General features: G+C 69.5%; 24 protein-coding genes. 15 read left to right on the forward strand and 9 right to left on the reverse strand.

Annotated elements, in window-relative coordinates:
• Window positions 1–46: 46 nt before the first annotated feature.
• Window positions 47–481 carry a hypothetical protein gene (locus tag AC57B8_RS05590; protein WP_496478918.1) on the reverse strand — a complete coding sequence of 145 codons (435 nt, stop codon included), beginning with the start codon at window positions 479–481 and terminating at the stop codon, window positions 47–49.
• A 136-nt stretch (window positions 482–617) separates the two neighbouring features.
• Here AC57B8_RS05590 and AC57B8_RS05595 point away from each other — a divergent pair, with 136 nt between their 5' ends.
• On the forward strand, window positions 618–833 hold the full coding sequence (locus tag AC57B8_RS05595) for a hypothetical protein (protein WP_062477590.1): 216 nt from the start codon (window positions 618–620) through the stop codon (window positions 831–833).
• A gap of 26 nt (window positions 834–859) precedes the next feature.
• Here AC57B8_RS05595 and AC57B8_RS05600 read toward each other — a convergent pair whose 3' ends face one another.
• Complete coding sequence (locus tag AC57B8_RS05600; protein ID WP_496478919.1) at window positions 860–1,777, reverse strand: DUF808 domain-containing protein; 918 nt, start codon at window positions 1,775–1,777, stop codon at window positions 860–862.
• Window positions 1,778–1,867: 90 nt separating this feature from the next.
• On the reverse strand, window positions 1,868–2,386 hold the full coding sequence (locus AC57B8_RS05605) for a GNAT family N-acetyltransferase (RefSeq protein ID WP_062477596.1): 519 nt from the start codon (window positions 2,384–2,386) through the stop codon (window positions 1,868–1,870).
• Window positions 2,387–2,472: 86 nt separating this feature from the next.
• Between AC57B8_RS05605 and AC57B8_RS05610 the strand changes: the two genes are divergently transcribed.
• From AC57B8_RS05610 to AC57B8_RS05620, 3 genes are read left to right on the forward strand one after another with little or no spacing between them, the layout of a single operon-like run.
• The gene (locus tag AC57B8_RS05610; protein WP_167395057.1) at window positions 2,473–2,619 is read left to right on the forward strand and encodes a hypothetical protein; all 147 of its coding nucleotides are present in this window, start codon (window positions 2,473–2,475) and stop codon (window positions 2,617–2,619) included.
• A 4-nt stretch (window positions 2,620–2,623) separates the two neighbouring features.
• Window positions 2,624–2,911: a VF530 family protein gene (locus tag AC57B8_RS05615; RefSeq protein ID WP_070062546.1), complete on the forward strand. Its 288-nt coding sequence runs from the start codon at window positions 2,624–2,626 to the stop codon at window positions 2,909–2,911.
• Window positions 2,908–3,192 carry a 2Fe-2S iron-sulfur cluster-binding protein gene (locus tag AC57B8_RS05620; protein ID WP_307696131.1) on the forward strand — a complete coding sequence of 95 codons (285 nt, stop codon included), beginning with the start codon at window positions 2,908–2,910 and terminating at the stop codon, window positions 3,190–3,192. The genes AC57B8_RS05615 and AC57B8_RS05620 overlap by 4 nt, the downstream gene beginning before the upstream one ends.
• A 3-nt stretch (window positions 3,193–3,195) precedes the next feature.
• On the opposite strand, the gene AC57B8_RS05625 is transcribed toward AC57B8_RS05620, so the two are convergent.
• Window positions 3,196–4,392 (reverse strand): MFS transporter, encoded by a 1,197-nt coding sequence (locus tag AC57B8_RS05625; RefSeq protein WP_369632800.1) that lies wholly within the window; start codon window positions 4,390–4,392, stop codon window positions 3,196–3,198.
• Window positions 4,393–4,520: 128 nt separating this feature from the next.
• Here AC57B8_RS05625 and AC57B8_RS05630 point away from each other — a divergent pair, with 128 nt between their 5' ends.
• Window positions 4,521–5,192: an RluA family pseudouridine synthase gene (locus tag AC57B8_RS05630; RefSeq protein WP_496478920.1), complete on the forward strand. Its 672-nt coding sequence runs from the start codon at window positions 4,521–4,523 to the stop codon at window positions 5,190–5,192.
• On the opposite strand, the gene AC57B8_RS05635 is transcribed toward AC57B8_RS05630, so the two are convergent.
• From AC57B8_RS05635 to AC57B8_RS05650, 4 genes are all read right to left on the reverse strand, one after another.
• On the reverse strand, window positions 5,179–5,619 hold the full coding sequence (locus AC57B8_RS05635) for a universal stress protein (RefSeq protein WP_056579296.1): 441 nt from the start codon (window positions 5,617–5,619) through the stop codon (window positions 5,179–5,181). The two genes, AC57B8_RS05630 and AC57B8_RS05635, sit on opposite strands and share 14 nt — an antisense overlap.
• A gap of 130 nt (window positions 5,620–5,749) precedes the next feature.
• The gene (locus AC57B8_RS05640) at window positions 5,750–6,499 is read right to left on the reverse strand and encodes a 2OG-Fe dioxygenase family protein (protein ID WP_495303411.1); all 750 of its coding nucleotides are present in this window, start codon (window positions 6,497–6,499) and stop codon (window positions 5,750–5,752) included.
• Window positions 6,496–6,780, reverse strand: coding sequence for a DUF427 domain-containing protein (locus tag AC57B8_RS05645; RefSeq protein ID WP_056579293.1), 285 nt, complete (start codon window positions 6,778–6,780; stop codon window positions 6,496–6,498). The genes AC57B8_RS05640 and AC57B8_RS05645 overlap by 4 nt, the downstream gene beginning before the upstream one ends.
• A 140-nt stretch (window positions 6,781–6,920) precedes the next feature.
• Window positions 6,921–7,847 (reverse strand): LysR family transcriptional regulator, encoded by a 927-nt coding sequence (locus AC57B8_RS05650; protein WP_062477611.1) that lies wholly within the window; start codon window positions 7,845–7,847, stop codon window positions 6,921–6,923.
• A 234-nt stretch (window positions 7,848–8,081) separates the two neighbouring features.
• Between AC57B8_RS05650 and AC57B8_RS05655 the strand changes: the two genes are divergently transcribed.
• Genes AC57B8_RS05655 through AC57B8_RS05700 form a run of 10 tightly spaced genes read left to right on the forward strand, consistent with a single transcriptional unit; the run spans window position 8,082 to window position 18,895 of the window.
• Complete coding sequence (locus tag AC57B8_RS05655; RefSeq protein WP_487863375.1) at window positions 8,082–8,858, forward strand: 5-oxoprolinase subunit PxpA; 777 nt, start codon at window positions 8,082–8,084, stop codon at window positions 8,856–8,858.
• A gap of 42 nt (window positions 8,859–8,900) precedes the next feature.
• Complete coding sequence (locus tag AC57B8_RS05660) at window positions 8,901–9,149, forward strand: acetyl-CoA carboxylase (protein WP_095746198.1); 249 nt, start codon at window positions 8,901–8,903, stop codon at window positions 9,147–9,149.
• An 11-nt stretch (window positions 9,150–9,160) separates the two neighbouring features.
• The gene (locus AC57B8_RS05665; protein WP_369629607.1) at window positions 9,161–10,555 is read left to right on the forward strand and encodes an acetyl-CoA carboxylase biotin carboxylase subunit; all 1,395 of its coding nucleotides are present in this window, start codon (window positions 9,161–9,163) and stop codon (window positions 10,553–10,555) included.
• Window positions 10,552–11,451, forward strand: a complete 900-nt coding sequence (locus AC57B8_RS05670) for a 5-oxoprolinase subunit B family protein (protein ID WP_496478921.1) — start codon at window positions 10,552–10,554, stop codon at window positions 11,449–11,451. The genes AC57B8_RS05665 and AC57B8_RS05670 overlap by 4 nt, the downstream gene beginning before the upstream one ends.
• A complete protein-coding gene (locus AC57B8_RS05675) occupies window positions 11,441–12,418 on the forward strand; it encodes a 5-oxoprolinase subunit C family protein (protein WP_496478922.1) in 978 nt (325 codons plus the stop codon). Before AC57B8_RS05670 ends, AC57B8_RS05675 begins: the two co-directional genes overlap by 11 nt.
• Before the next feature lie 52 nt (window positions 12,419–12,470).
• Window positions 12,471–13,553 (forward strand): TMAO reductase system periplasmic protein TorT, encoded by a 1,083-nt coding sequence (gene torT / locus AC57B8_RS05680; RefSeq protein WP_496478923.1) that lies wholly within the window; start codon window positions 12,471–12,473, stop codon window positions 13,551–13,553.
• A 7-nt stretch (window positions 13,554–13,560) separates the two neighbouring features.
• Window positions 13,561–15,069 (forward strand): sugar ABC transporter ATP-binding protein, encoded by a 1,509-nt coding sequence (locus tag AC57B8_RS05685; RefSeq protein WP_496478924.1) that lies wholly within the window; start codon window positions 13,561–13,563, stop codon window positions 15,067–15,069.
• Complete coding sequence (locus AC57B8_RS05690; RefSeq protein ID WP_496478925.1) at window positions 15,066–16,112, forward strand: ABC transporter permease; 1,047 nt, start codon at window positions 15,066–15,068, stop codon at window positions 16,110–16,112. Before AC57B8_RS05685 ends, AC57B8_RS05690 begins: the two co-directional genes overlap by 4 nt.
• A gap of 35 nt (window positions 16,113–16,147) precedes the next feature.
• Window positions 16,148–17,419, forward strand: coding sequence for a 4-aminobutyrate--2-oxoglutarate transaminase (gabT, locus tag AC57B8_RS05695; RefSeq protein WP_496478926.1), 1,272 nt, complete (start codon window positions 16,148–16,150; stop codon window positions 17,417–17,419).
• Between the two features lie 12 nt (window positions 17,420–17,431).
• Window positions 17,432–18,895 carry an NAD-dependent succinate-semialdehyde dehydrogenase gene (locus AC57B8_RS05700; RefSeq protein WP_496478927.1) on the forward strand — a complete coding sequence of 488 codons (1,464 nt, stop codon included), beginning with the start codon at window positions 17,432–17,434 and terminating at the stop codon, window positions 18,893–18,895.
• 4 nt (window positions 18,896–18,899) lie between these two features.
• Here the strand turns inward: AC57B8_RS05700 and egtD are convergent, their stop codons facing one another.
• The gene (gene egtD, locus AC57B8_RS05705) at window positions 18,900–19,898 is read right to left on the reverse strand and encodes an L-histidine N(alpha)-methyltransferase (protein ID WP_095747679.1); all 999 of its coding nucleotides are present in this window, start codon (window positions 19,896–19,898) and stop codon (window positions 18,900–18,902) included.
• Window positions 19,899–19,902: the final 4 nt, after the last annotated feature.

A 19,902-nucleotide genomic window follows, 5' to 3' on the forward strand; every position in this document is an offset into this window, starting at 1 on the left:
GCGCAGGGACTTCGTTCGATGAAGGAAAAGAAGAAAGGCCGGAGGCCTATTTTTGCGCTGCCAGCTCGCGGCAGCGCTTCACGTTCGCATCGAAACGCGGCGCCAGGCCCGGCTCGCAGGCGTCGTCGGCGGGGTTCAGCCGGCACATGCCGACCACCGCGTAGTCCATGACGGCCGCCGTGCACATCGGGTAGGCGGCCAGCTCGGGGTTGGCCTTGGCCTTGAAGCCCCAGCGCTCGGAAAACTGCACCATGCGCGTCATCGCGCCGAGGAAGAAGCTGCGGTCCTTCGCGGCAATGGCCGCTTCCATGCGCGGCAGCTCCTCGTTGAGGTAGCCGACCGAGTCCAGCGGAAAGCTGGCGGGGTCGGGCTGCGGCTGCGCGAAGGCCGTGGCGGCCATCACGGCCAGCGAGGCGCCCACGCAGGCGCGTCGCAACGGGAGGAAGAAGGCGGAACCGGTGGGCAGGTGGCGGTATGGCATGGCCTGCGATTCTGCAACGTTTGGAAGCATTTTTGCGCGCCGAGCGATGCGCGCACGCGACGTTTTGAGGCGACTGCCGGCCTCCCCGCGCGGCGCGGGACAATGGCCGCTTCCGTTTTCCCTTGCAAAGACCCCCATGGCCCGACGCCCCCAACGACAGCTGCGCACCATCGAGCGCGGCATCCTCTGCCTCCTGATCGGCGTCGCCGTGCTGCTGGGCCCGCGCTTCCTGCAGGGCACGCGCTGGTTCGAGATGGTGGCCGGCGCGTACCTCGTCGGCTGGTTCGCGCTCGCGCTGGGGGTGGCGCTGGTCGGCGTCGGCCTGTTCCAGCGCGGCAAGCCGGACCGCTGAGGCCCGGCCGCAAGGTCAACAGGCGCTCAGTGCGCCGCCGCCTTCTTGCCGCGCAGCTTGCCGACGAGTTCCACCACGGCCAGCACGATGGCGCCGGCCACGATGCCCACGACGGCATTGACGCCCATCGAGCCCAGCGTGCCGAACACGCCACCCGTGGCCTTGGCCCAGTCTTCGACCGCGTGGCCGAACGCCGGCACGCCGTGCACCAGGATGCCGCCGCCCACGAGGAACATGGCGGCCGTGCCGGCCACCGACAGGCCCTTCATGAGCCAGGGCGCCGCCGCCAAGATGCCGCGGCCCAGGGCGCGCGCCGCCGCGCTGCTGCGCTGGCTCAGGTACAGGCCCGCGTCGTCCAGCTTCACGATGCCGGCCACGAGGCCGTAGACGCCGATCGTCATGATCAGCGCGATGCCGACCAGCACGCTGAGCTGCGTCGTGAACGGCTGGCCCTGCACGGTGCCCAGCGTGATGGCGATGATTTCGGCCGAGAGGATGAAGTCGGTGCGCACCGCGCCCTTGATCTTGTCTTTTTCGACCGCGACCACGTCGACCGTGGTGTCGGCCACGGCCTTCTGGTGGCGCGCGGTGTCGGCCTCGTGCTCCTTTTTGTGCAGGAACTTGTGGACCAGCTTCTCGGCGCCCTCGAAGCACAGGAACGCGCCGCCCACCATGAGCAGCGGCGTCACCAGCCAGGGCAGCCAGGTGCCGATGGCCAGCGCGGCCGGCACCAGGATCGCCTTGTTGACGAGGGAGCCCTTGCACACGGCCCACACCACCGGCAGCTCGCGCTCGGTGCGCACGCCGGTGACCTGCTGCGCGTTCAGCGCCAGGTCGTCGCCGAGCACCCCGGCGGTCTTCTTGGCAGCAACTTTGGTGAGGACGGAGACGTCATCGAGCACGGTGGCGATGTCGTCGAGCAGCAGGAGCAGGCTGGTGGCCATGGGCGAAAGTCGGGCTGTGGAAGAAGCGGCGAGCTTATCCGCAGCCGATGGCCGCGCCGGTGAAGACCGTACGCGGCATCCGGGGGTGGATCAGTCCACCGCCCGCTTCAGGCGGATCTCTTCGACGCGCACGGTGCCCAGGGCCGTGGTCTTGGCCGTCTTCATCTCGCGCTTGAAGCCGGCGAGTTCGTGGAAGCGCATGGCGCGGTCGTTGCGCAGCGGCACCCAGATGGTGACCGTGGTGCAGCCTTCTTCGGCCAGGCCTTCGCGGGCGGCGTCCCACAGGGCCACGCCGGCGCCCTTGCCCCAGTGCTCGGGCTTGACGTAGATGGCCCAGATCTCGCCCGTGGTGGGCGGCGTCTTGGGGTCGCGCGAGCGGTCGAAGCCCACGAAACCGACGATCTCGCTGCCGTGCGTCACCACATGGACCTGGGGTTCGCTGAATTCGATGGCCTCGCGCCACTTGGCCTCGCGGGAGGCGGGGGCCAGCACGCGCAGGTCGTCTTCGGACAGGATGCCTTCGTAGGCGGCCTTGGCAGAGAGGGCATGGACTTCGGCGACGGCCTTGGCGTCGCGCATCGTGGCGGGGCGAACTTCGTAATCGGACATGAAAGCGGAAAAACGTGTGGAACCGGCTATTGTCGCCGCACCGCTAAACTCCTCCGGCATCCGCACGTATCAACTGGAGAAAGCACATGGCCAAGGGTCAGCAACGCACCAACAAGGAAGCGAAGAAACCGAAGAAGGACACCTCGCCGCCGAAGGCACCCACCGGCGGCATCGAGCCCGTGCGCACCGTCACCACGGCGGTGATTCCGCGCGGCAAGCTCAAGAACAAGTGACCGAGTGACCGACGTCCCCGCGCCCGCCCCCAAGCCGGCGCAGCCGCGCAACCCGTTGCATGGCCTCACGCTGGAGGCCATCGTGACCGCGCTGGCCGATTACTACGGCTGGGAGCAGCTCGGGCACCTGGTGCCGATCCGCTGCTTCATCAGCGAGCCCAGCGTGGGTTCCAGCCTCAAGTTCCTGCGCAAGACCCCCTGGGCACGCGACAAGGTCGAGAGCCTGTACCTCTTCATGCTGCGCGAGCAACGCCGCGAACAGCAACAGCAGCAAGAACCTCCCGCGCGATGAAGGTCCGCCTCGAACCGTCGGGCCTCGAATTCGAGGCCGAGGCGGGCGTCACGCTGCTGCATGCGGCGGAGGCGGCCGGCATCGAGCTGCCCAGTTCGTGCCGCAACGGCACCTGCCGCACCTGCATCTGCCAGCGCCTGTCGGGCGAGAGCCGCCACCTCATCGAATGGCCGGGCCTGAGCTTCGACGAAAAGATCGACGGCTGGATTCTTCCCTGCGTGGCCGTGGCGCAGAGCGACCTCACGCTCGACGTGCCGCAGGCCCGCGCCCTCTTCGACTGACGGTCAGGGCCGCGCCGAAGCCGGCGCCGCGACCACCAGCCGGTCGCGCTGCGCCAGCGACGGGAACAGGCGGAACCACGTCAGCGCCACCAGCATCGTCCCCACGCCGCCGAGCACCACCGAGCCGACCGGCCCCAGCAGCGCCGCCGTGGCGCCCGACTCGAACTCGCCGAGCTGGTTGCTCGCACCGATGAAGATCGAGTTGACCGCGCTCACCCGCCCGCGCATGGCGTCGGGCGTTTCCAGCTGCACCAGCGTCTGGCGGATCACGACGTTGACCATGTCGGCCCCGCCCGACACCGCCAGGGCGATGAGCGAGACGAGAAAGCTCTTCGACAAGCCGAAGACCACCATGCACAGCCCGAACGCCCCCACGGCCAGCAGCAGCGTGCGCCCCACGTTGCGCTCGACCGGCCGGCGCGTGAGCGCGATCGACATCACCAGAGCGCCCACCGCCGGTGCGCTGCGCAGCAGGCCCAGGCCCCAGGGGCCGGTGTGCAGGATGTCCTTGGCATAGATCGGCAGCAGCGCCACCGCGCCGCCCAGCAGCACCGCGAACAGGTCGAGCGACACGGCGCCCAGCACCGGCTTGCGCTTCCAGATGAAATTCACGCCCGCGAACACCGTGGCCAGCGTGACCGGCTCGCGCGCGGCCGGCGCGTGGTCGTAGCGCAGCCGCAGCACCAGCACGCAGGCCACCGCGAAGCACAGCACGCTCGCGCCGTACACCACCGCCATACCCGCCACGAACAGCAGCCCGCCGAGCGCGGGGCCGCCGATGATCGCGCCCTGCATGCCCGCCGAGCTGAACGCCATCGCGCGCGACAGCAGCAGCGGCGGTACCAGGAGCGGCGTGAGCGCCTGCTGCGCCGGCATCTGGAAGGCGCGCACCGCGCCCAGCACCAGCGACAGCCCGAGCAGCAGCCCGCGCGTGTCGTTCTTGTGCAGCACCGCGAACAGCAGCGCCAGCGCCACCGTGCCCTGCACCGCGAAGCACACCGCCACGATGCGACCGCGGTGGTGCCGGTCCACCACATGGCCGGCCAGCAGCGCGAGCAGCAGCGCCGGCACGAACTGGTACAGCCCGACCAGCCCCAGGTCCCACGCGCTGCCCGTCAGCTCGTACATGTGCCAGCCGATGGCCACGAGCATCATCTGCGAAGCGGCGGTGCCGAACAGGCGCGCCACCCACAGCTGCATGAAGGGGCGCTCGCGCCTCAGGTCGATGAACGTGGGAGACAAGGGAGGAGAAGCGGCGCCGGGCATATCGGTCGAGGATAGCCCAGCCTTCTTCCGGCTTTCTGAGCCTCTCTACACTCGCTGTCCCCATGACCGCTTCGCCGCCCGACCTGCTCCCCGTTCACGAAGACGCCCACCTGCTGGTGCTCAACAAGCCCGCCGGCCTGCTGTGCGTGCCCGGGCGCGGCGAGGGCAAGCAGGACTGCCTGAGCGCGCGCGCCCAGCGCCAGTGGCCCGACGCGCTCATCGTGCACCGGCTCGACATGGGCACCAGCGGCCTCGTGGTGATGGCGCGCGGCCTGGAAATGCAGCGCGCCCTGAGCGCGGCCTTTGCCGACCGCGAGGTGCACAAGCGCTACGAAGCCGTGGTCGATGGCGTGATGCCGCAGCGCGACGACTGGTCGCTCATCGACGCCCCGCTGATGGCCGACTGGCCGCGCCGACCGCTGCAGAAGATCGACCCTGCGGGCAAGCCCAGCCTCACGCGCTGGCGCGCACTGGCCAGCGTGTCGCCGCCCGGCGGCCCGGCGGCCACGCACGTGCTGCTGGAGCCGCTCACCGGCCGCTCACACCAGCTGCGCGTTCACCTGCTGTCGATCGGGCACCCGATTTTGGGCGATGCGCTGTACGGCGATGCCGCGCTGCAGGCACGCGCGCCGCGCCTGCTGCTGCATGCCAGGGAGTTGGGGTTCGTGCATCCCGCGACGCGGGAGCCGTTGCACTTCGAGCGTGCGGCGGGTTTCGTGCTCAGCGGCCCTTGACGACGAGCACCGGCATGGTGGCGTCCTGCAGCACGCGCTGCGTCACGCTGCCCAGCAGCAGTTTCTCGATGCCGCTGCGCCCGTGCGAGCCCATCACGATCAGGTCGGCCGCGATGGCGATGGCGGTGTCCACGATGCCTTCGTGCACCACGTGGCCGTCGATCACGCGCTGGTCGCTGTGCAGGCCCTCGGCCGCCAGGGCGGCCACGCCGCGTGCGAGCGCCGCGTTGGCGCTGGCGGTGGCCGCCGCGAGGTATTCGTTCTGGCCGAGCGCGTAGTCCGCGCCCACGCCGATGAAGGGGTAGTTGTCGATCACGTGGATCAGCGTGATGCGGCTGCCGAAGGCCAGGGCGAGACCGCTGGCCTTGCTGACCGCGAGCATGGAAGTTTCGGAGCCGTCGATGGGGACCAGGATGTGATTGAACATGGCGGGACCTCGCTTAGCGTTCGCAGACAGACAGACTGACGGACCCGGTTCGCACCGGGTCGGGCCCCGAATTTAACCGCTATGCAGAACCCGCCCTGTAGGACTCCGACCAGCGAAGTCCGCAGGCGTCTCAATCCCCCTGGAAACCCTCGGACCGGCAGGTGACCACCAGCGTGTCGCGCCACCCATCGCCGCCCTCTTCCAGCGGCTGGATCGGCGTCGATTCATGGATCACGCGCGCGTCGTCGAGCAGCAGCAGCGTCCACGGCTCGGTCATGGTGAAGCGCTCGCCGCGCCGGCCGTTGGCCTCGAACACGCGCGTCTCGCCGCCCTTGATGCCCTGGCGCCCGATCAGCACCACCGCCACCAGGTCAACACCGTCGCGGTGCGCGCCTTCGGGCGTCGGGCGGCCGATGCCGCCGGCGGTGTCGATGCGGAACTGGTGCGCTTCCACGAACCAGCGCTGCGCTGCGCCGCGCATGTCGCTGCTGACCTGGCCGAGCTGCTGCATCAGCCGCTGCCACACGGGCTGCGCCACCGTGGCCTCGAGCATCGGCGCGAACCAGCGCTGCATGCCGCCGTGCAGCGCGTTGTATTCGACCGGCTGCCAGTGCGCGCGGTGCGGCACCTGCGCCAGCGTGGCGTCGGCCTCGACCGTGAAGCAGGCGTGGCGCCGCGTGCGGTAGCGCCCTCCGTCCTTCAGGTACTCGTCGGGCGGCAGGTCGTTCCAGTCGGCATGCAGCGCTTCGAGCTGCGCCAGCGGCACGCCGAGCCAGTCGCACACGCCCTGCGGGCTGAGCACCGCATAACCGTGTTCGCGCAGCGCACCGGCCAGTTCGGCCGGCGGCGTGAACGGGGGAGCGAAGGCGGCGGTGCTCACTGGGCGCTGACCTTCACGTCCTTCCAGAACGCGACGCGGTCACGGATTTCCTCGGCTTCGGGCTTCGGGTCGGGGTAGTACCAGGCGGCGTCGGCGTGCAGCTCGCCGTTGACCAGCAGCGAGTAGTAGTTCGCCGAGCCCTTCCACGGGCAGGTGGTCTTGTGGTTGCTGAAGGTGACCACGTCGCGGTTGAGCGAACTCATCGGGAAGTAGTGGTTGCCTTCGACGAGCACGGTGTCGTCGCTTTCGGCGATGGTGACGCCGTTCCAGGTTGCTTTCATGGGATCGATCTCCGGGGAGGTGCAAGGTGCCGATGCCGCATTGCGCGCTCGGGACAGCGGCTATTGTGACGCTGGCGCGACGTGCTTTCCTTGCGCCGGGTCATCCCGGCCCGATGCCGGCAGGGTTTCCCCCTGCAGTGTCAGGCGCGGCCGCGCCCCGTGCGCCCCGATGCCGGCTCGAGAAACAGCTGCCGGAAATAGTTGCGGAACGCGGTCATCGCCGGCGAAAACTCCACGCCCTGCTTCCACCCCAGGCCGATGTTCATCGTGGGCACCGCGTCGCGCAGGTTGATGGTCTCGATGCGCTTGCCTTCCAGCGACCACGGGCGGTAGACCATGTCCGACAGCACCGTCACGCCCAGCCCGTTGGCCACCGTGCTGCGCACCGCTTCCACCGAACTCGTGCGCAGCCGGATCTGCGGCTGGTGCGGCGTCTTGCTCCAGTACTTGAGCGCGGTGGCCGCGGCCTCGTCCACCGTGAGCATGATGTAGGGCTCGGCCGCCACGTCGGCCAGCGTCACCTCGGCCTTGTCCAGCAGCGGGTGCTTGGCCGGCACCCACAACCGGCGCTGCGAGCCGAAGAAAGTTTCGAGCGACAGTTCGCGCAGCACCACGTTCGACGTGAGCACCACGCCGATGTCGTAGCGCTGCGTGATCAGGCCCTCCTCGATGGCCTCGCGCGCCACCTCGTGCACCTTCACCGTCACCTGCGGATGCAGCTGCTCGAAGCGCTGCAGGTGGTGCGGCAGGAAGTAGCCCAGCACCGTGTAGCTGGCCGCGATGGTGAGCGAGCCCTCGACGTTCTCGCCCTCGTGCGGCATGCGCACGGCCTCGTCGGCCGCGGACAGCACCGCGTAGGCGTGGCTCAGGAAGCGGCGCCCGGCCTTGGTGAGTTCCACGCCATGCGGGTGCCGCTCGAAGAGCTGCTGCCCCATCAGCTCCTCGAGCTCGCGGATGGCGGTGGTCACGGCCGACTGCGAGATGTTCAGCTGCAGCGCCGCGTGCGAGATGCGCCCCACCTCGGCCACCGCAGAGAAGTACTTGAGCTGGCGAAGGGTCAGGGACATGGCGCCGTCTTCCTAGGGTATTTACGGATACGCGCTGCCTGCCTCGGGCGAAAACCCGATACCGCGCGATCGCTTCCCTCCAGCGTAGCGCCCATTCCAGCGGCTTGCAGCATCTGTTTTTCAGATATCGGACCGCCTGAAAACAATGCTTTTCGGCCTTTCGACTGCTGGCTAACCTTCGCGCCAACCTGCACCGCCCCCTTGGCGATGCGCACCACACAAAGGCGGGACGACGTGACGAAGACAACGCGGATCGATCTGAATTCCGACATGGGCGAAGGCTTCGGCCCCTGGACCATCGGCGACGGCGTGGACGAGCAGCTCATGCCGCTGATCAGCTCGGCCAACATCGCGACCGGCTTCCATGCCGGCGACCCGAACATCATGCGCAGGATGGTGCTGCTGGCCCGCGAACACGGCGTGGGCATCGGCGCACACCCGGGCTTTCGCGACCTCGTGGGCTTCGGGCGCCGCCACATCACCGCGCCGGCCGACGAGCTGGTGAACGACATGGTCTACCAGCTCGGCGCGCTGCGCGAGTTCGCGCGCCTGGCCGGCATGACGCTGCAGCACATCAAGCCGCACGGCGCGCTGTACATGCATGCGGCGCGCGACGAGGCGCTGTCGCGCGCCCTCGTCACCGCGCTGCAGCAGATCGAACCCACGCTGCGCCTGTTCTGCATGGAGTCGTCCGTCACCTTCCAGGTGGCGCGCGAGCTGGGCCAGCCGGTGGTGCGCGAGTTCTATGCCGACCGCGACTACGACCTGAGCGGCTCCATCGTCTTCACGCGCCGCGTCGGCGCGCTCGACCCCGAGGCCGTGGCCGCCAAGGTGCTGCGCGCCTGCACCGAGGGTGTGGTGCGCACGGTCGACGGCCAGGACGTGGCGATCGGTTTCGACTCGGTCTGCATCCACAGCGACACGCCCGGCGCGCTCGCGCTGGTGCAGGCCACGCGGCGCGCCCTTGCCGACAACGGCATCGAAGTTGCAGGCCTGGCCAAGCCCGCCTGAGTTTTTTTCCTCGTTACCCGAACCTGTTCCAGGAGTGTCCCGATGCCCGCTACCCATGAAGTCCTGAGCCCGCTGCCGGGCACCTTCTACCGCCGCTCGGCGCCCGACGCGCCGCCGTTCAAGGCCGAAGGCGACACCGTGGCCGTGGGCGACGTGCTCGGCCTGGTCGAGGTGATGAAGCAGTTCAGCGAAGTCACGGCCGACGCGGCAGGACGCCTGGCACGCTTCGCCGTCGAGAACGGCGAGCCGGTCGATCCGGGCCAGCTGCTGGCCGTCATCGAAACGGCCTGAGGCAACCGCCCATGACCGCCGCATTCGACACACTGCTGGTCGCCAACCGGGGCGAGATCGCGGTGCGCATCATCCGCGCCGCGAAAGAGCTGGGGCTGAAGACCGTCGCCGTCTACAGCGACGCCGACGCGCAGAGCCTCGCCGTGCGCATGGCTGACAAGGCCGTGCGCATCGGCCCGGCGCACGCCACCAAGAGCTACCTGAGCATCGACGCGATCCTGCAGGCCGCCGCCGACAGTGGTGCCGGCGCGGTGCATCCGGGCTACGGTTTTCTTTCGGAGAACGCAGCCTTCGCCGAGCGCGTCGAGGCCGCGGGCCTGGTGTTCGTGGGCCCGACGCCGCATGCGATCCGCACCATGGGCGACAAGGCCGCGGCGCGTGCCGCCGCCCTGCGCGCCGGCGTGCCCACCGTGCCCGGCAGCGCGGGCGTGGTGACCGACCCCGACACCGCCGTCGAAGTGGCGAAAGACATCGGCTACCCGATCATGATCAAGGCCTCGGCCGGCGGCGGCGGGCGCGGCATCCGCGTGGCGCACGACGAGGCCGAGCTGCGCCAGCAGTTCGCCACCGCCACCGCCGAGGCGCAGGCCGCTTTCGGCAACGGCGAGGTGTACCTCGAGCGCTTCATCCGCCAGGCGCGCCACATCGAGGTGCAGATCCTGGGCGACGGCGAGCGCGTGGTGCACTGCTTCGAGCGCGAATGCTCGCTGCAGCGGCGCCGCCAGAAGGTGTGGGAAGAAGCGCCCTCGGCCGCCATCAGCGAGGCCACGCGCGCCGCGCTGTGCGAATCGGCACTGCGGCTCGCACGCGCCGTGGCCTACCGCGGCGCGGGCACGCTCGAGTACCTGTACGACGACGACACGCGCGAGTTCTTCTTCATCGAGATGAACACGCGCATCCAGGTCGAGCACCCGATCACCGAGATGGTCACCGGCGTCGACCTCGTGAAGGAAATGCTGCGCATCGCGCTCGGCCAGCCGCTGCGCCTGCAGCAGGACGACATCCGCCTGACCGGCGCGGCCATCGAGGTGCGCATCAACGCCGAGAACGCGGCAAAGAACTTCATGCCGAGCCCCGGCCTCGTGTCGCAGCTCGTGGTGCCGGGCGGCCCGGGCGTGCGCTTCGACACCTTCCTGTTTCCCGGCTACACCGTGCCGGCCTACTACGACTCGCTGCTCGGCAAGCTCATCGTGCACGACACCGACCGCGCCAGTGCCCTGGCCCGCATGCGCCGTGCGCTCGACGAGTTGCAGGTGGAAGGCATTCACACGACGATCCCGTTGCACCGCGCGCTGTGCGAGGACGCGGATGTCGCCAAGGCCGAGTTCCACACCGGTTTTCTCGAAACCTGGCTCGCGGCGAATCCACTCGCCGACGCGCCTCCCATGTTGAAGGTGGCCGCATGACCGCTGCAAGCACCCTCCCTGCGCAAGCCCGCTACAGCTTCGGCGGCGACGAGCACCTGTTCGTCGAGATCAGCGAAGAGATGTCGCTGCCCGCCTTCTTCAAGGGCATGGCCATCTGCAACGAGCTGCGCCGCCGCGCGCTGCCCGGCGTGACCGAGATCTGCCCGGCCAACGCCGCCTACCTCGTGCGCTTCGACCCCGACACGATCGCGCCCGACACGCTGCTGGCCACGCTGAAGGAGATCGAAGCGGGCCTGGGCGATGCCGACCTGCAGATGCAGACGCGCATCGTCGAGATCCCGGTGCTCTACAACGACCCGTGGACGCACGAGACGCTGATGCGTTTTCGCGAGCGCCACCAGGACCCGTCGAGCACCGACATCGAGTACGCCGCGCGCATCAACGGCCACGCTTCGGTCGAGGCCTTCATCGAGGCGCACTCGTCGGCGCCGTGGTTCGTGTCGATGGTCGGTTTCGTGGCCGGCCTGCCCTTCCTGTTCCAGATGGTCGAGCGCCAGCGCCAGATCCAGGTGCCCAAGTACCTGAGCCCGCGCACCGACACGCCCAAGCTCACGCTGGGCCACGGCGGCTGCTTCAGCTGCATTTACTCGGTGCGCGGCGCGGGCGGCTACCAGATGTTCGGCGTCACGCCCGCACCGATCTTCGACCCCGCCCAGCGGCTGTCGTACCTCAAGGACCTGATGGTGTTCTTCCAGCCCGGCGACATCGTCAAGTGGAAGCCCATCGACCGCGCCGAGTACGACCGCCAGGTCGCGCAGGTCGAGGCCGGCACCTACGCGCTGCGCATCGCGCCGGTGTCGTTCTCCCTCAACGATTTCCTGGCCGACCCCGATGGCTACAACCAACAACTGCTGAAGGTGCTCCATGGCGATTGACGTGCTCAAGCCCGGCCTCGCGACCAGCGTGCAGGACGCCGGCCGCCCCGGCTACTACCACCTGGGCATTCCGCTGTCGGGCGCGCTCGACCAGCAAAGCCTGGTGCTCGCGAACCTGCTGGTGGGCAACGACGAAGGCGCGGCCGTCATCGAAAGCACGTTGCTCGGGCCCGAGCTGCAGTTCGACGCGCCCGCGCTGGTGGCCGTGACCGGCGCCGACGCGAAGATCAAGCTCAACGGCAACGAGATGCCGCGCAATGAGTCCTTCACAGTGCAGGCCGGCGACAAGCTGAGCTTCGATTTCATGAAGCTCGGCGCACGCATGTGCATCGCCGTGGCCGGCGGCATCGACGTGCCGGTGGTGCTGGGCAGCCGCTCGACCTACGGCCTGGGCGCGTTCGGCGGCTTCAACGGCCGCAAGCTGCTGGCCGGCGACAAGCTCCCCGTAGGTACGCCTTCGGCCAGCGCCCGCGCGGGCCGCACGGTCGATGCCGCGCTGCTGCCGGTGCTCGAAAAAGAAGTGGCCCTGCGCGTGCTGCCGGGCATCTACTTCCATCGCCTGCAAGAGGTGTCGGTGCACAGCTTCTTCGCCGACACCTGGACCGTCGGCTCCGAGGCCGACCGCATCGGCTACCGCTACAAGCACGGCACGCCGCTGAAGTTCCAGGACCGCACGCCACCCTTCGGCGCGGGCGACGACCCGTCGAACATCGTCGATGCGGGCTACCCGTACGGCTCCATCCAGGTGCCGGGCGGACGCGAGCCGATCATCCTGCACCGCGACGCGGTGTCGGGCGGCGGCTACGCCATGGTGGGCACCGTCATCAGCGCCGACATGGACCTCATCGCCCAGATGCAGCCCAACCACAAGGCGCGCTTCGTCGAGGTCGACATGGCGCAGGCGCTCGACGCCCGCGCCGAACGCCGACGAAGGCTCGACCGCCTGCGGGCCGCACTCGCGGCCTGACGCGCGCCCGTCCTCCCCTTTTTCTTCACTGCTGTCACCCAAGGAGTTCTTCATGAACAGCTCGCCCCTGCGCGTTTCATTGATCGCCGCTTCGCTCGCCACCGCCCTGGCGTGGCACGCCCCGGCCTCGGCCGCCGACTGGTTTCCCTACAAGGCCGAGGCCACCGAGCCCGCCTTCTCGGCCGAGGGCACGAAGAAACCCATCGACTACACGCCGCTGGCCAAGGCGTCGAAGAAGTGGGACATCTGCGTGTCGTTCCCGCACATGAAGGACGCCTACTGGCTCGGCGTGGACTACGGCGTGATCGAAGAGGCCCGCCGCCTGGGCGTGAAGCTGCAGGTGGTCGACGCGGGCGGCTACACCAACCTGGGCAAGCAGGTCTCGCAGATCGAGGACTGCGTGGCGCGCGGCGCCAACGCCGTGGTCATCGGCGCGATCTCGGGCGACGGGCTCAACAACGTCATCAAGGCCACGGCCGCGAAGAAGGTGCCGGTGATCGACCTGGTGAACGGCATCAGCTCGCCCGACCTGTCGGCCAAGTCGCTCGTCTCGTTCTACACGATGGGCCAGTCGACCGGCGAGTACCTCGCGAAGAAGCACCCGGCCGGTTCGCCGCCGGTGAAGGTCGGCTGGTTCCCCGGCCCGGCCGGCGCGGGCTGGGTCGAGGCCGCGCACAAGGGCTTCATGGAAGCGATCAAGGGCAGCGCCGTGACGGTGCTCGACCCCAAGTACGGCGACACCGGCAAGGAGGCGCAGGCCAAGCTGGTCGAAGACGTGCTGCAGGGCAACCCCGACCTGGCCTACGTGGCCGGCACGGCCGTGACGGCCGAGGCCGCCACCGGCATCCTGCGCGCGCGCAACCTCGACAAGAAGGTGCAGGTGCTCTCGTTCTACATGACGCCGGGCGTGTACGAAGGCATCCAGAAGGGCCGCATCGTGGCCGCGCCGGCCGACTCGATGGTGATCCAGGGCCGCATCGCGGTCGACCAGGCCGTGCGCCTGCTCGAGAAAAAGGACGTGGTGAAGCACGTCGGCCCGAAGATCTTCGTGGTCGACGCCGGCAACATCAAGAGCGTGAAGCAGGCCGACATCCTGCCGCCGACCGGCTTCAAGCCGGTGTTCGAGGTCAAGTAGGCCGGCCATGGCTCCCGTGCTGCTGCAGACCCTCGGCCTGGGCAAACGCTACCCCGGCGTGCTCGCGCTCGATGCGATGGACTTCGAGCTGCGCGCCGGCGAGGTGCACGTGCTGTTCGGCGAGAACGGCGCCGGCAAGTCGACGCTGATCTCGCTGCTGGCCGGCGCCAATGTGCCGACGGCGGGCGAGATCCGCATGCACGGCGCGCCGGTGAAGTTCGCCAACGTGCACGACGCGCGGCGCCACGGCATCAGCGCGGTGTTCCAGGAGTTCTCGCTGATCCCCACGTTGTCGGTGGCGCAGAACCTGAGCCTGGGCGAGGAGCCGTGCCAGGGCGGCCTGCTCGACCGCGCGGCGGTGCGCGAACGCGCCCGCACGATGCTGGCCGATCTGGGCTTCGAGATCGACGTCGAGGCGCCCGTGGCGGGCCTCACGCGCGCACAGCAGCAGATGGTGGAGATCGCCAAGGGCCTGCGCGGCGAGGTGTCGGTGCTGATCCTCGACGAACCCACGGCCTCACTCACCGACACCGAGACGCAGCGCCTGTTCGAACTGGTGGCGCGGCTGAAGGCGCGCGGCGTGGGCATCGTCTACATCTCGCACCGCATGCAGGAGATCGCGCAGATCGCCGACCGCATCACGGTGCTGCGCGACGGCCGCAAGGTCACGACGGTGGACGCCCACGCGACCAGCGCCGACCGGCTCATCGAGCTGATGAGCGGGCGCGCCATCGAGAACATCTATCCGCGCATCACCGCCAATCCCGGCGAGGTGGTGCTGCAGGTCGACGGGCTGGCCTCGCCGAACGGCGTGCGTCACGCCAGCCTCACGGTGCGGCGCGGCGAAGTGGTCGGACTCGCGGGCCTCGTGGGCTGCGGCAAGTCGGAGCTGTTCCGTGCCATCTACGGGCTCGACCCCGTGAGCGAAGGCCGCGTGCTGTTCAAGGGCCGGCCGCGCACCGGCGCGACGGTGCGCCAGCTGCTCGACGAGGGCCTCTTCTACCTGCCGCCGGACCGCAAGGGCGAAGGGCTGGTGCTCGGCTTCACCTCGCGCGCCAACATCACCTTGCCCCTCGTGCACGGGCCGCTGCGCGGGCGCGGCGGCTGGCTGCGCAAGCGCCTCGGCCGGCGGCTTTCGACGACGGCCGCCGAGCGCGTCGAGCTCGCGCCGCGCAACCTCGAACGGCCCGTGGGCCTGCTCTCGGGCGGCAACCAGCAGAAGGTGCTGTTCGGCAAGGGCATGACGCGCGACGCCGCGCTCTACGTGTTCGACGAGCCCACGGTCGGTGTCGACGTGGGCACCCGCAGCGCGCTGTACGAGGTGATCCGCAAGCTCTGCGAAGGCGGCGCGGCGGTGGTCGTGATCTCGTCCGACCTGCCCGAGGTGCTGCACCTGAGCCACCGCGTGTACGTGATGTGCCGCGGCGAGATCGCCGGCGAGCTGCATGGCGACGCCATCCAGGAAACCGCCGTGCTCAACCTGTTTTTCGGCCCCAGCGAGAACCCCTCCTCATGACTTCGCCTTCCCTCACCGCCGCCCCGGCGGCTCCCACGCCCGGCCTGGTCGGGCGCGCCCTCGGCCTGCTGCGCAGCCTCTTCCTGCGCCTGGGCGTGCTGCCCTTCATGCTGGTGATCGCCTGCGTGGTGTTCGCCACGCTGTCCGACCAGTTCCTCACGGTGCAGAACCTGGTGAACCTGCTGCGCCAGTCGGTCTACCTGATCCTCGTGTCGCTGGGCCAGATGCTGGCGCTGGTCACCGGCGGCTTCGACCTCTCGGTGGGCACGGTGATGGCGATCACCTCGGTGGTCTCCGCGCTTGCCATGCAGTCGCTGGGCGCGGTCTTTCCCGACGCGGCCTGGATGGTCGTGCTCGTGGGCTGCGCCTGCGGGATGCTCGCCGGGCTGGTGGTGGGCCTGGTCAACGGCTTCGGCGTGGCGGTGATCGGCGTGTCGCCCTTCATCGTGACGCTGGGCGTGCAGTCGATCGGCTTCGGCTTTGCGCTGTTCCTCACGGGCGGCGTGCCGGTGTCGGGCATACCGGCGCAGTTCAGCGAGCTGTTCGGCTTCGGCACCGTGCTCGGCGTGCCGGTGCCGATCCTCGTGACGGCCGTGTGCGTTGCCGGCATGGGCGTGCTCATGGGCCGCCTGCCGACCGGCACGCACCTGCTCGCGGTGGGCGGCAACGCCAAGGCCGCGGCGCTGTCGGGCATCGACACGCGCCGCGTGCTGCTCATGGCCTACCTGCTGTGCGCGGGCCTGGCGGCCGTGAGCGGCCTGCTGCTCACGGCGCGCGTGGAAACCGGCGAGGCCAACCTCGGCGGCACCGTGGCGCTCGAATCGATTGCGGCCTGCGTGATCGCCGGCGTGAGCCTGCGCGGCGGCATCGGCCGCGTGCCCAACGTGGTGATGGGTGCGATCTTCATCGGCCTGGTGCAGAACGGCATGAACCTGGCCAGCGTGGGCTCGTACCTGCAGATGGTGGTGCTGGGCGCGCTGCTGATCGTGGCCGTGGTCGCCGACCAGATCCGCCATCGCATGGTGGCGCCGGGCAGCCACTGAGCCTCCAACTCACACAAGCAACGAAGGAATCTCTCATGACATCCAAGACCAACGCCGCCATCGACGCGCGCCGCATCGCCGCCACGCCGCGCGGCGTCGGCATCGGCTTTCCCATTTACGCAGAGCGCGCGCTCAACGCCGAGCTGTGGGACGTCGAAGGCCGGCGCTACATCGACTTCGGCTCGGGCATCGCGGTGCTCAACACCGGCCACCGGCATCCGCGCGTGGTGGAGGCCATTCGCGCGCAGCTCGAGTGCTTCACCCACACGGCCTACCAGGTGGTGCCTTACGAGAGCGTGGTGTCGCTGGCCGAGCGCCTGAACCGCCTCACGCCCGGCACCCACGCCAAGAAGACCGCCTTCTTCACGACCGGCGCCGAGGCGGTCGAGAACGCCATCAAGATCGCGCGCGCCGCCACGCGCCGGCCCGGCGTGATCGCGCTGGGCGGCGGCTTTCACGGCCGCACGTTCATGGGCATGGCGCTCACGGGCAAGGTGGTGCCGTACAAGACCGGCTTCGGGCCCTTTCCCGGCAGCATCTTCCACGTGCCCGCGCCGATCGCGCTGCACGGCGTGTCGGTGGACGATTCGCTGCGCGCCATCGACAAGCTGTTCAAGGCCGACATCGAGCCCGAGCAGGTGGCGGCCATCATCCTGGAGCCGGTGCAGGGCGAAGGCGGCTTCTACGCCGCGCCGCCCGCCTTCATGCGCGCGCTGCGCGAGATCTGCGACCGCCACGGCACCCTGCTGATCGCCGACGAGATCCAGACCGGCTTCGCGCGCACCGGCAAGTGGTTCGCCATGGACCACCACGACGTGGTGCCCGACCTCATGACGATGGCCAAGAGCCTGGCCGGCGGCACGCCGCTGTCGGCCGTGTGCGGGCGCGCGGAGATCATGGACGCGCCCGCCCCCGGCGGCCTCGGCGGCACCTACGCCGCCAACGCGCTGGCCATCGCGGCGGCGCATGCGGTGCTCGACGTGATCGAGGACGAACGCCTGTGCGAGCGCGCGCAAATACTGGGCGACCGGCTCAAGGCGCGCCTCGAAGGCCTGCGCGCCAAGGTGCCGCAGATCGCGGACGTGCGCGGCCTGGGCGCGATGGTAGCGGTCGAGTTCGCGGGCGCCGATGGCGCGCCCGACCCCGCGTTCACGAAGCAGGTGCAAACCCGAGCGCGCGACGCGGGTTTGCTGCTGCTGACTTGCGGCGTGCACGCCAATGTGGTCCGCTTCCTGTTCCCCCTGACCATCGAAGACGCGGTGCTCGGCGAAGGCCTCGACATCCTCGCCGCCGCATTGCAAGCCTGAGACAAACCACCCATGCCACTGAAACTCCAAGACCCGACCCTGCTGCGCCAGCAGGCCTGCATCGCCGGCGCCTGGGCGAATGCCGACAACGGCACCACCGTCGCCGTCACCAACCCCGCCACCGGCGAGCAGATCGGCACCGTGCCCATGTGCGGCACCGAGGAAACCGTGCGCGCCATCGCCGCCGCCGAGAAGGCGCAGAAGGCCTGGGCCAAGGTGCCCGCCAAGGAACGCTCGGCCATCCTGCGCAAGCTCAACGACCTGATGCTCGCGAACGTGGACGACCTCGCGCTGATCATGACCACCGAGCAGGGCAAGCCCCTGGCCGAGAGCCGCGGCGAGATCGCCTACGCCGCCTCGTTCATCGAGTGGTTCGCCGAAGAAGCGCGCCGCGTCTACGGCGACACCATTCCCGCGCCGCAGGCCGACCGCCGCATCCTGGCGCTGAAGCAGCCCGTGGGTGTCACCGCCGCCATCACGCCCTGGAACTTTCCCACCGCCATGCTCACGCGCAAGGCCGGGCCCGCGCTCGCGGCCGGCTGTGCGATGGTCGTGAAGCCGGCCACGCAGACGCCGTTCTCGGCGCTGGCCTTTGCCGTGCTCGCCGAACGCGCGGGCGTGCCCAAGGGCCTGCTGTCGGTGCTCACCGGCTCGGCCAGCCAGATCGGCGGCGAGATGACGCGCAGCCCCATCGTGCGCAAGCTCACCTTCACCGGCTCGACCGAGGTGGGCCGCACGCTCATGAAGCAGTCGGCCGACACCATCAAGAAGCTGTCGCTCGAACTCGGCGGCAACGCGCCCTTCATCGTGTTCGACGATGCCGATGTGGATGCCGCCGTCGAAGGCGCGATGGTCTCCAAGTACCGCAACACCGGCCAGACCTGCGTGTGCGCCAACCGCCTCTACGTGCAGCGCGGCGTGCTCGAGGCCTTCACGCAGAAGCTGGTGGCCAAGGTCAACGCGCTGAAGGTCGGCAACGGCACCGAGGCCGGCGTGAACCAGGGCCCGCTGATCGACGCCAAGGCGGTCGAGAAGATCGAGGAACACGTGGCCGACGCCGTCGCCAAGGGCGGCACCGTGCTCGCGGGCGGCAAGCGCCACGCGCTGGGGGGCCAGTTCTACGAACCGACCGTGATCGGCGGCGCCACGCCCGACATGCTGTTCGCGCGCGAGGAAACCTTCGGCCCGCTGGCGCCGATCTTCGCGTTCGACACCGAGGCCGAAGCCATCGCCGCGGCCAACGACACCGAGTTCGGCCTCGCCGCGTACTTCTACAGCCGCGACATCGGCCGCATCATGCGCGTGGCCGAAGCGCTCGAATCGGGCATCGTGGGCGTGAACACCGGCTTGGTGTCGACGGCCGAGGCGCCGTTCGGCGGCGTCAAGCAATCGGGGCTGGGGCGCGAGGGCTCGAAGTACGGGCTCGACGATTTCCTCGAGGTGAAGTACGTGTGCCTGGCGGGGCTGGACAGCTAGCGAATCAGCTCAGCAGCCAGTGCACGCTGAACAGCCGCTCGGGGTCGGTCCACACCGCCCCGACGCGGAAGCCCGCGCGCACCGCCAGGGCCTGCAGGCCTTCGACGGTGAACTTGTGCGAGTACTCGGTGTGCAGGGTCTCGCCTTCCTCGAACGAGAAGCGCTCGCCGCGCAGCTGCACGCTCTGCGCGCGCCGGCTCACGAGGTGCATCTCGATGCGGCGCATCGGCGCGTTGTAGAAGGCCGCGTGCGAGAAGCCGTCGAGGTCGAAGTCGGCCGACAGCTCGGCGTTCGCGCGCCGCAGCAGGTTGAGGTTGAACGCCGCCGTCACGCCCTGCGCGTCGTTGTAGGCCGCGTGCAGCCGGTCGGGGTCTTTCACCAGGTCGACACCGATCAGCAGGCCGCCGCCGCGCAGCATGCGCGCCGCGAGCTGCAGGAACGCCAGCGCCTCGTCGGGCTCGAAGTTGCCGATGGTCGAGCCCGGAAAGAAGCCCACGCGCCGCCCCGCCCCAGCCAGGGGCGCGGGCAGCACGAGCGGCATGGTGTAGTCAGCCGCGATGGGCTGCACCGCGAGCGCCGGGTAGTCGGCCTTCAGGCGCGCTGCCGCGGCTTCGAGGTGCTCGCCCGAGATGTCGATCGGCAGGTAGCGCTTGGGTGATTCGAGCGCGTCGAGCAGCAGCCGCACCTTGGTGAGCGAGCCGGCGCCGAACTCGACGATCTCGGCGTTCGGCCCGATCTGCGCGGCGATCTCGCCGGCGCAGGCGCCCAGGATGCCCAGCTCGGTGCGCGTGGGGTAGTACTCGGGCAGCTCGCAGATGCGGTCGAACAGCTGCGAGCCGGCCACGTCGTAGAAGAACTTGGGCGAAATGTGGCGCGGTGTGCGCGCCAGGCCGGCCTGCATGGCGCGGCCGAACTCGGACCACGGGGCGGTGTCGGGCGGGGTCGCTGCTTCCTGTCGCTGCAGGTGGCTGGCGAGGGCGAACGGGGCGGTCGGATTGCGCATGGTG

Source organism: Variovorax sp. BGA-UO-ETr-C22 (assembly GCF_059567965.1).

Bases quoted from the DNA above. Each gene is read 5' to 3' on its own strand.
- AC57B8_RS05590 (WP_496478918.1), bottom strand. From the start codon at position 481: ATGCCATACCGCCACCTGCCCACCGGTTCCGCCTTCTTCCTCCCGTTG.
- AC57B8_RS05595 (WP_062477590.1), top strand. From the start codon at position 618: ATGGCCCGACGCCCCCAACGACAGCTGCGCACCATCGAGCGCGGCATC.
- AC57B8_RS05600 (WP_496478919.1), bottom strand. From the start codon at position 1,777: ATGGCCACCAGCCTGCTCCTGCTGCTCGACGACATCGCCACCGTGCTC.
- AC57B8_RS05605 (WP_062477596.1), bottom strand. From the start codon at position 2,386: ATGTCCGATTACGAAGTTCGCCCCGCCACGATGCGCGACGCCAAGGCC.
- AC57B8_RS05610 (WP_167395057.1), top strand. From the start codon at position 2,473: ATGGCCAAGGGTCAGCAACGCACCAACAAGGAAGCGAAGAAACCGAAG.
- AC57B8_RS05620 (WP_307696131.1), top strand. From the start codon at position 2,908: ATGAAGGTCCGCCTCGAACCGTCGGGCCTCGAATTCGAGGCCGAGGCG.
- AC57B8_RS05625 (WP_369632800.1), bottom strand. From the start codon at position 4,392: ATGCAGCTGTGGGTGGCGCGCCTGTTCGGCACCGCCGCTTCGCAGATG.
- AC57B8_RS05630 (WP_496478920.1), top strand. From the start codon at position 4,521: ATGACCGCTTCGCCGCCCGACCTGCTCCCCGTTCACGAAGACGCCCAC.
- AC57B8_RS05635 (WP_056579296.1), bottom strand. From the start codon at position 5,619: ATGTTCAATCACATCCTGGTCCCCATCGACGGCTCCGAAACTTCCATG.
- AC57B8_RS05645 (WP_056579293.1), bottom strand. From the start codon at position 6,780: ATGAAAGCAACCTGGAACGGCGTCACCATCGCCGAAAGCGACGACACC.
- AC57B8_RS05650 (WP_062477611.1), bottom strand. From the start codon at position 7,847: ATGTCCCTGACCCTTCGCCAGCTCAAGTACTTCTCTGCGGTGGCCGAG.
- AC57B8_RS05660 (WP_095746198.1), top strand. From the start codon at position 8,901: ATGCCCGCTACCCATGAAGTCCTGAGCCCGCTGCCGGGCACCTTCTAC.
- AC57B8_RS05665 (WP_369629607.1), top strand. From the start codon at position 9,161: ATGACCGCCGCATTCGACACACTGCTGGTCGCCAACCGGGGCGAGATC.
- AC57B8_RS05670 (WP_496478921.1), top strand. From the start codon at position 10,552: ATGACCGCTGCAAGCACCCTCCCTGCGCAAGCCCGCTACAGCTTCGGC.
- AC57B8_RS05675 (WP_496478922.1), top strand. From the start codon at position 11,441: ATGGCGATTGACGTGCTCAAGCCCGGCCTCGCGACCAGCGTGCAGGAC.
- torT (WP_496478923.1), top strand. From the start codon at position 12,471: ATGAACAGCTCGCCCCTGCGCGTTTCATTGATCGCCGCTTCGCTCGCC.
- AC57B8_RS05685 (WP_496478924.1), top strand. From the start codon at position 13,561: ATGGCTCCCGTGCTGCTGCAGACCCTCGGCCTGGGCAAACGCTACCCC.
- AC57B8_RS05690 (WP_496478925.1), top strand. From the start codon at position 15,066: ATGACTTCGCCTTCCCTCACCGCCGCCCCGGCGGCTCCCACGCCCGGC.
- gabT (WP_496478926.1), top strand. From the start codon at position 16,148: ATGACATCCAAGACCAACGCCGCCATCGACGCGCGCCGCATCGCCGCC.
- AC57B8_RS05700 (WP_496478927.1), top strand. From the start codon at position 17,432: ATGCCACTGAAACTCCAAGACCCGACCCTGCTGCGCCAGCAGGCCTGC.
- egtD (WP_095747679.1), bottom strand. From the start codon at position 19,898: ATGCGCAATCCGACCGCCCCGTTCGCCCTCGCCAGCCACCTGCAGCGA.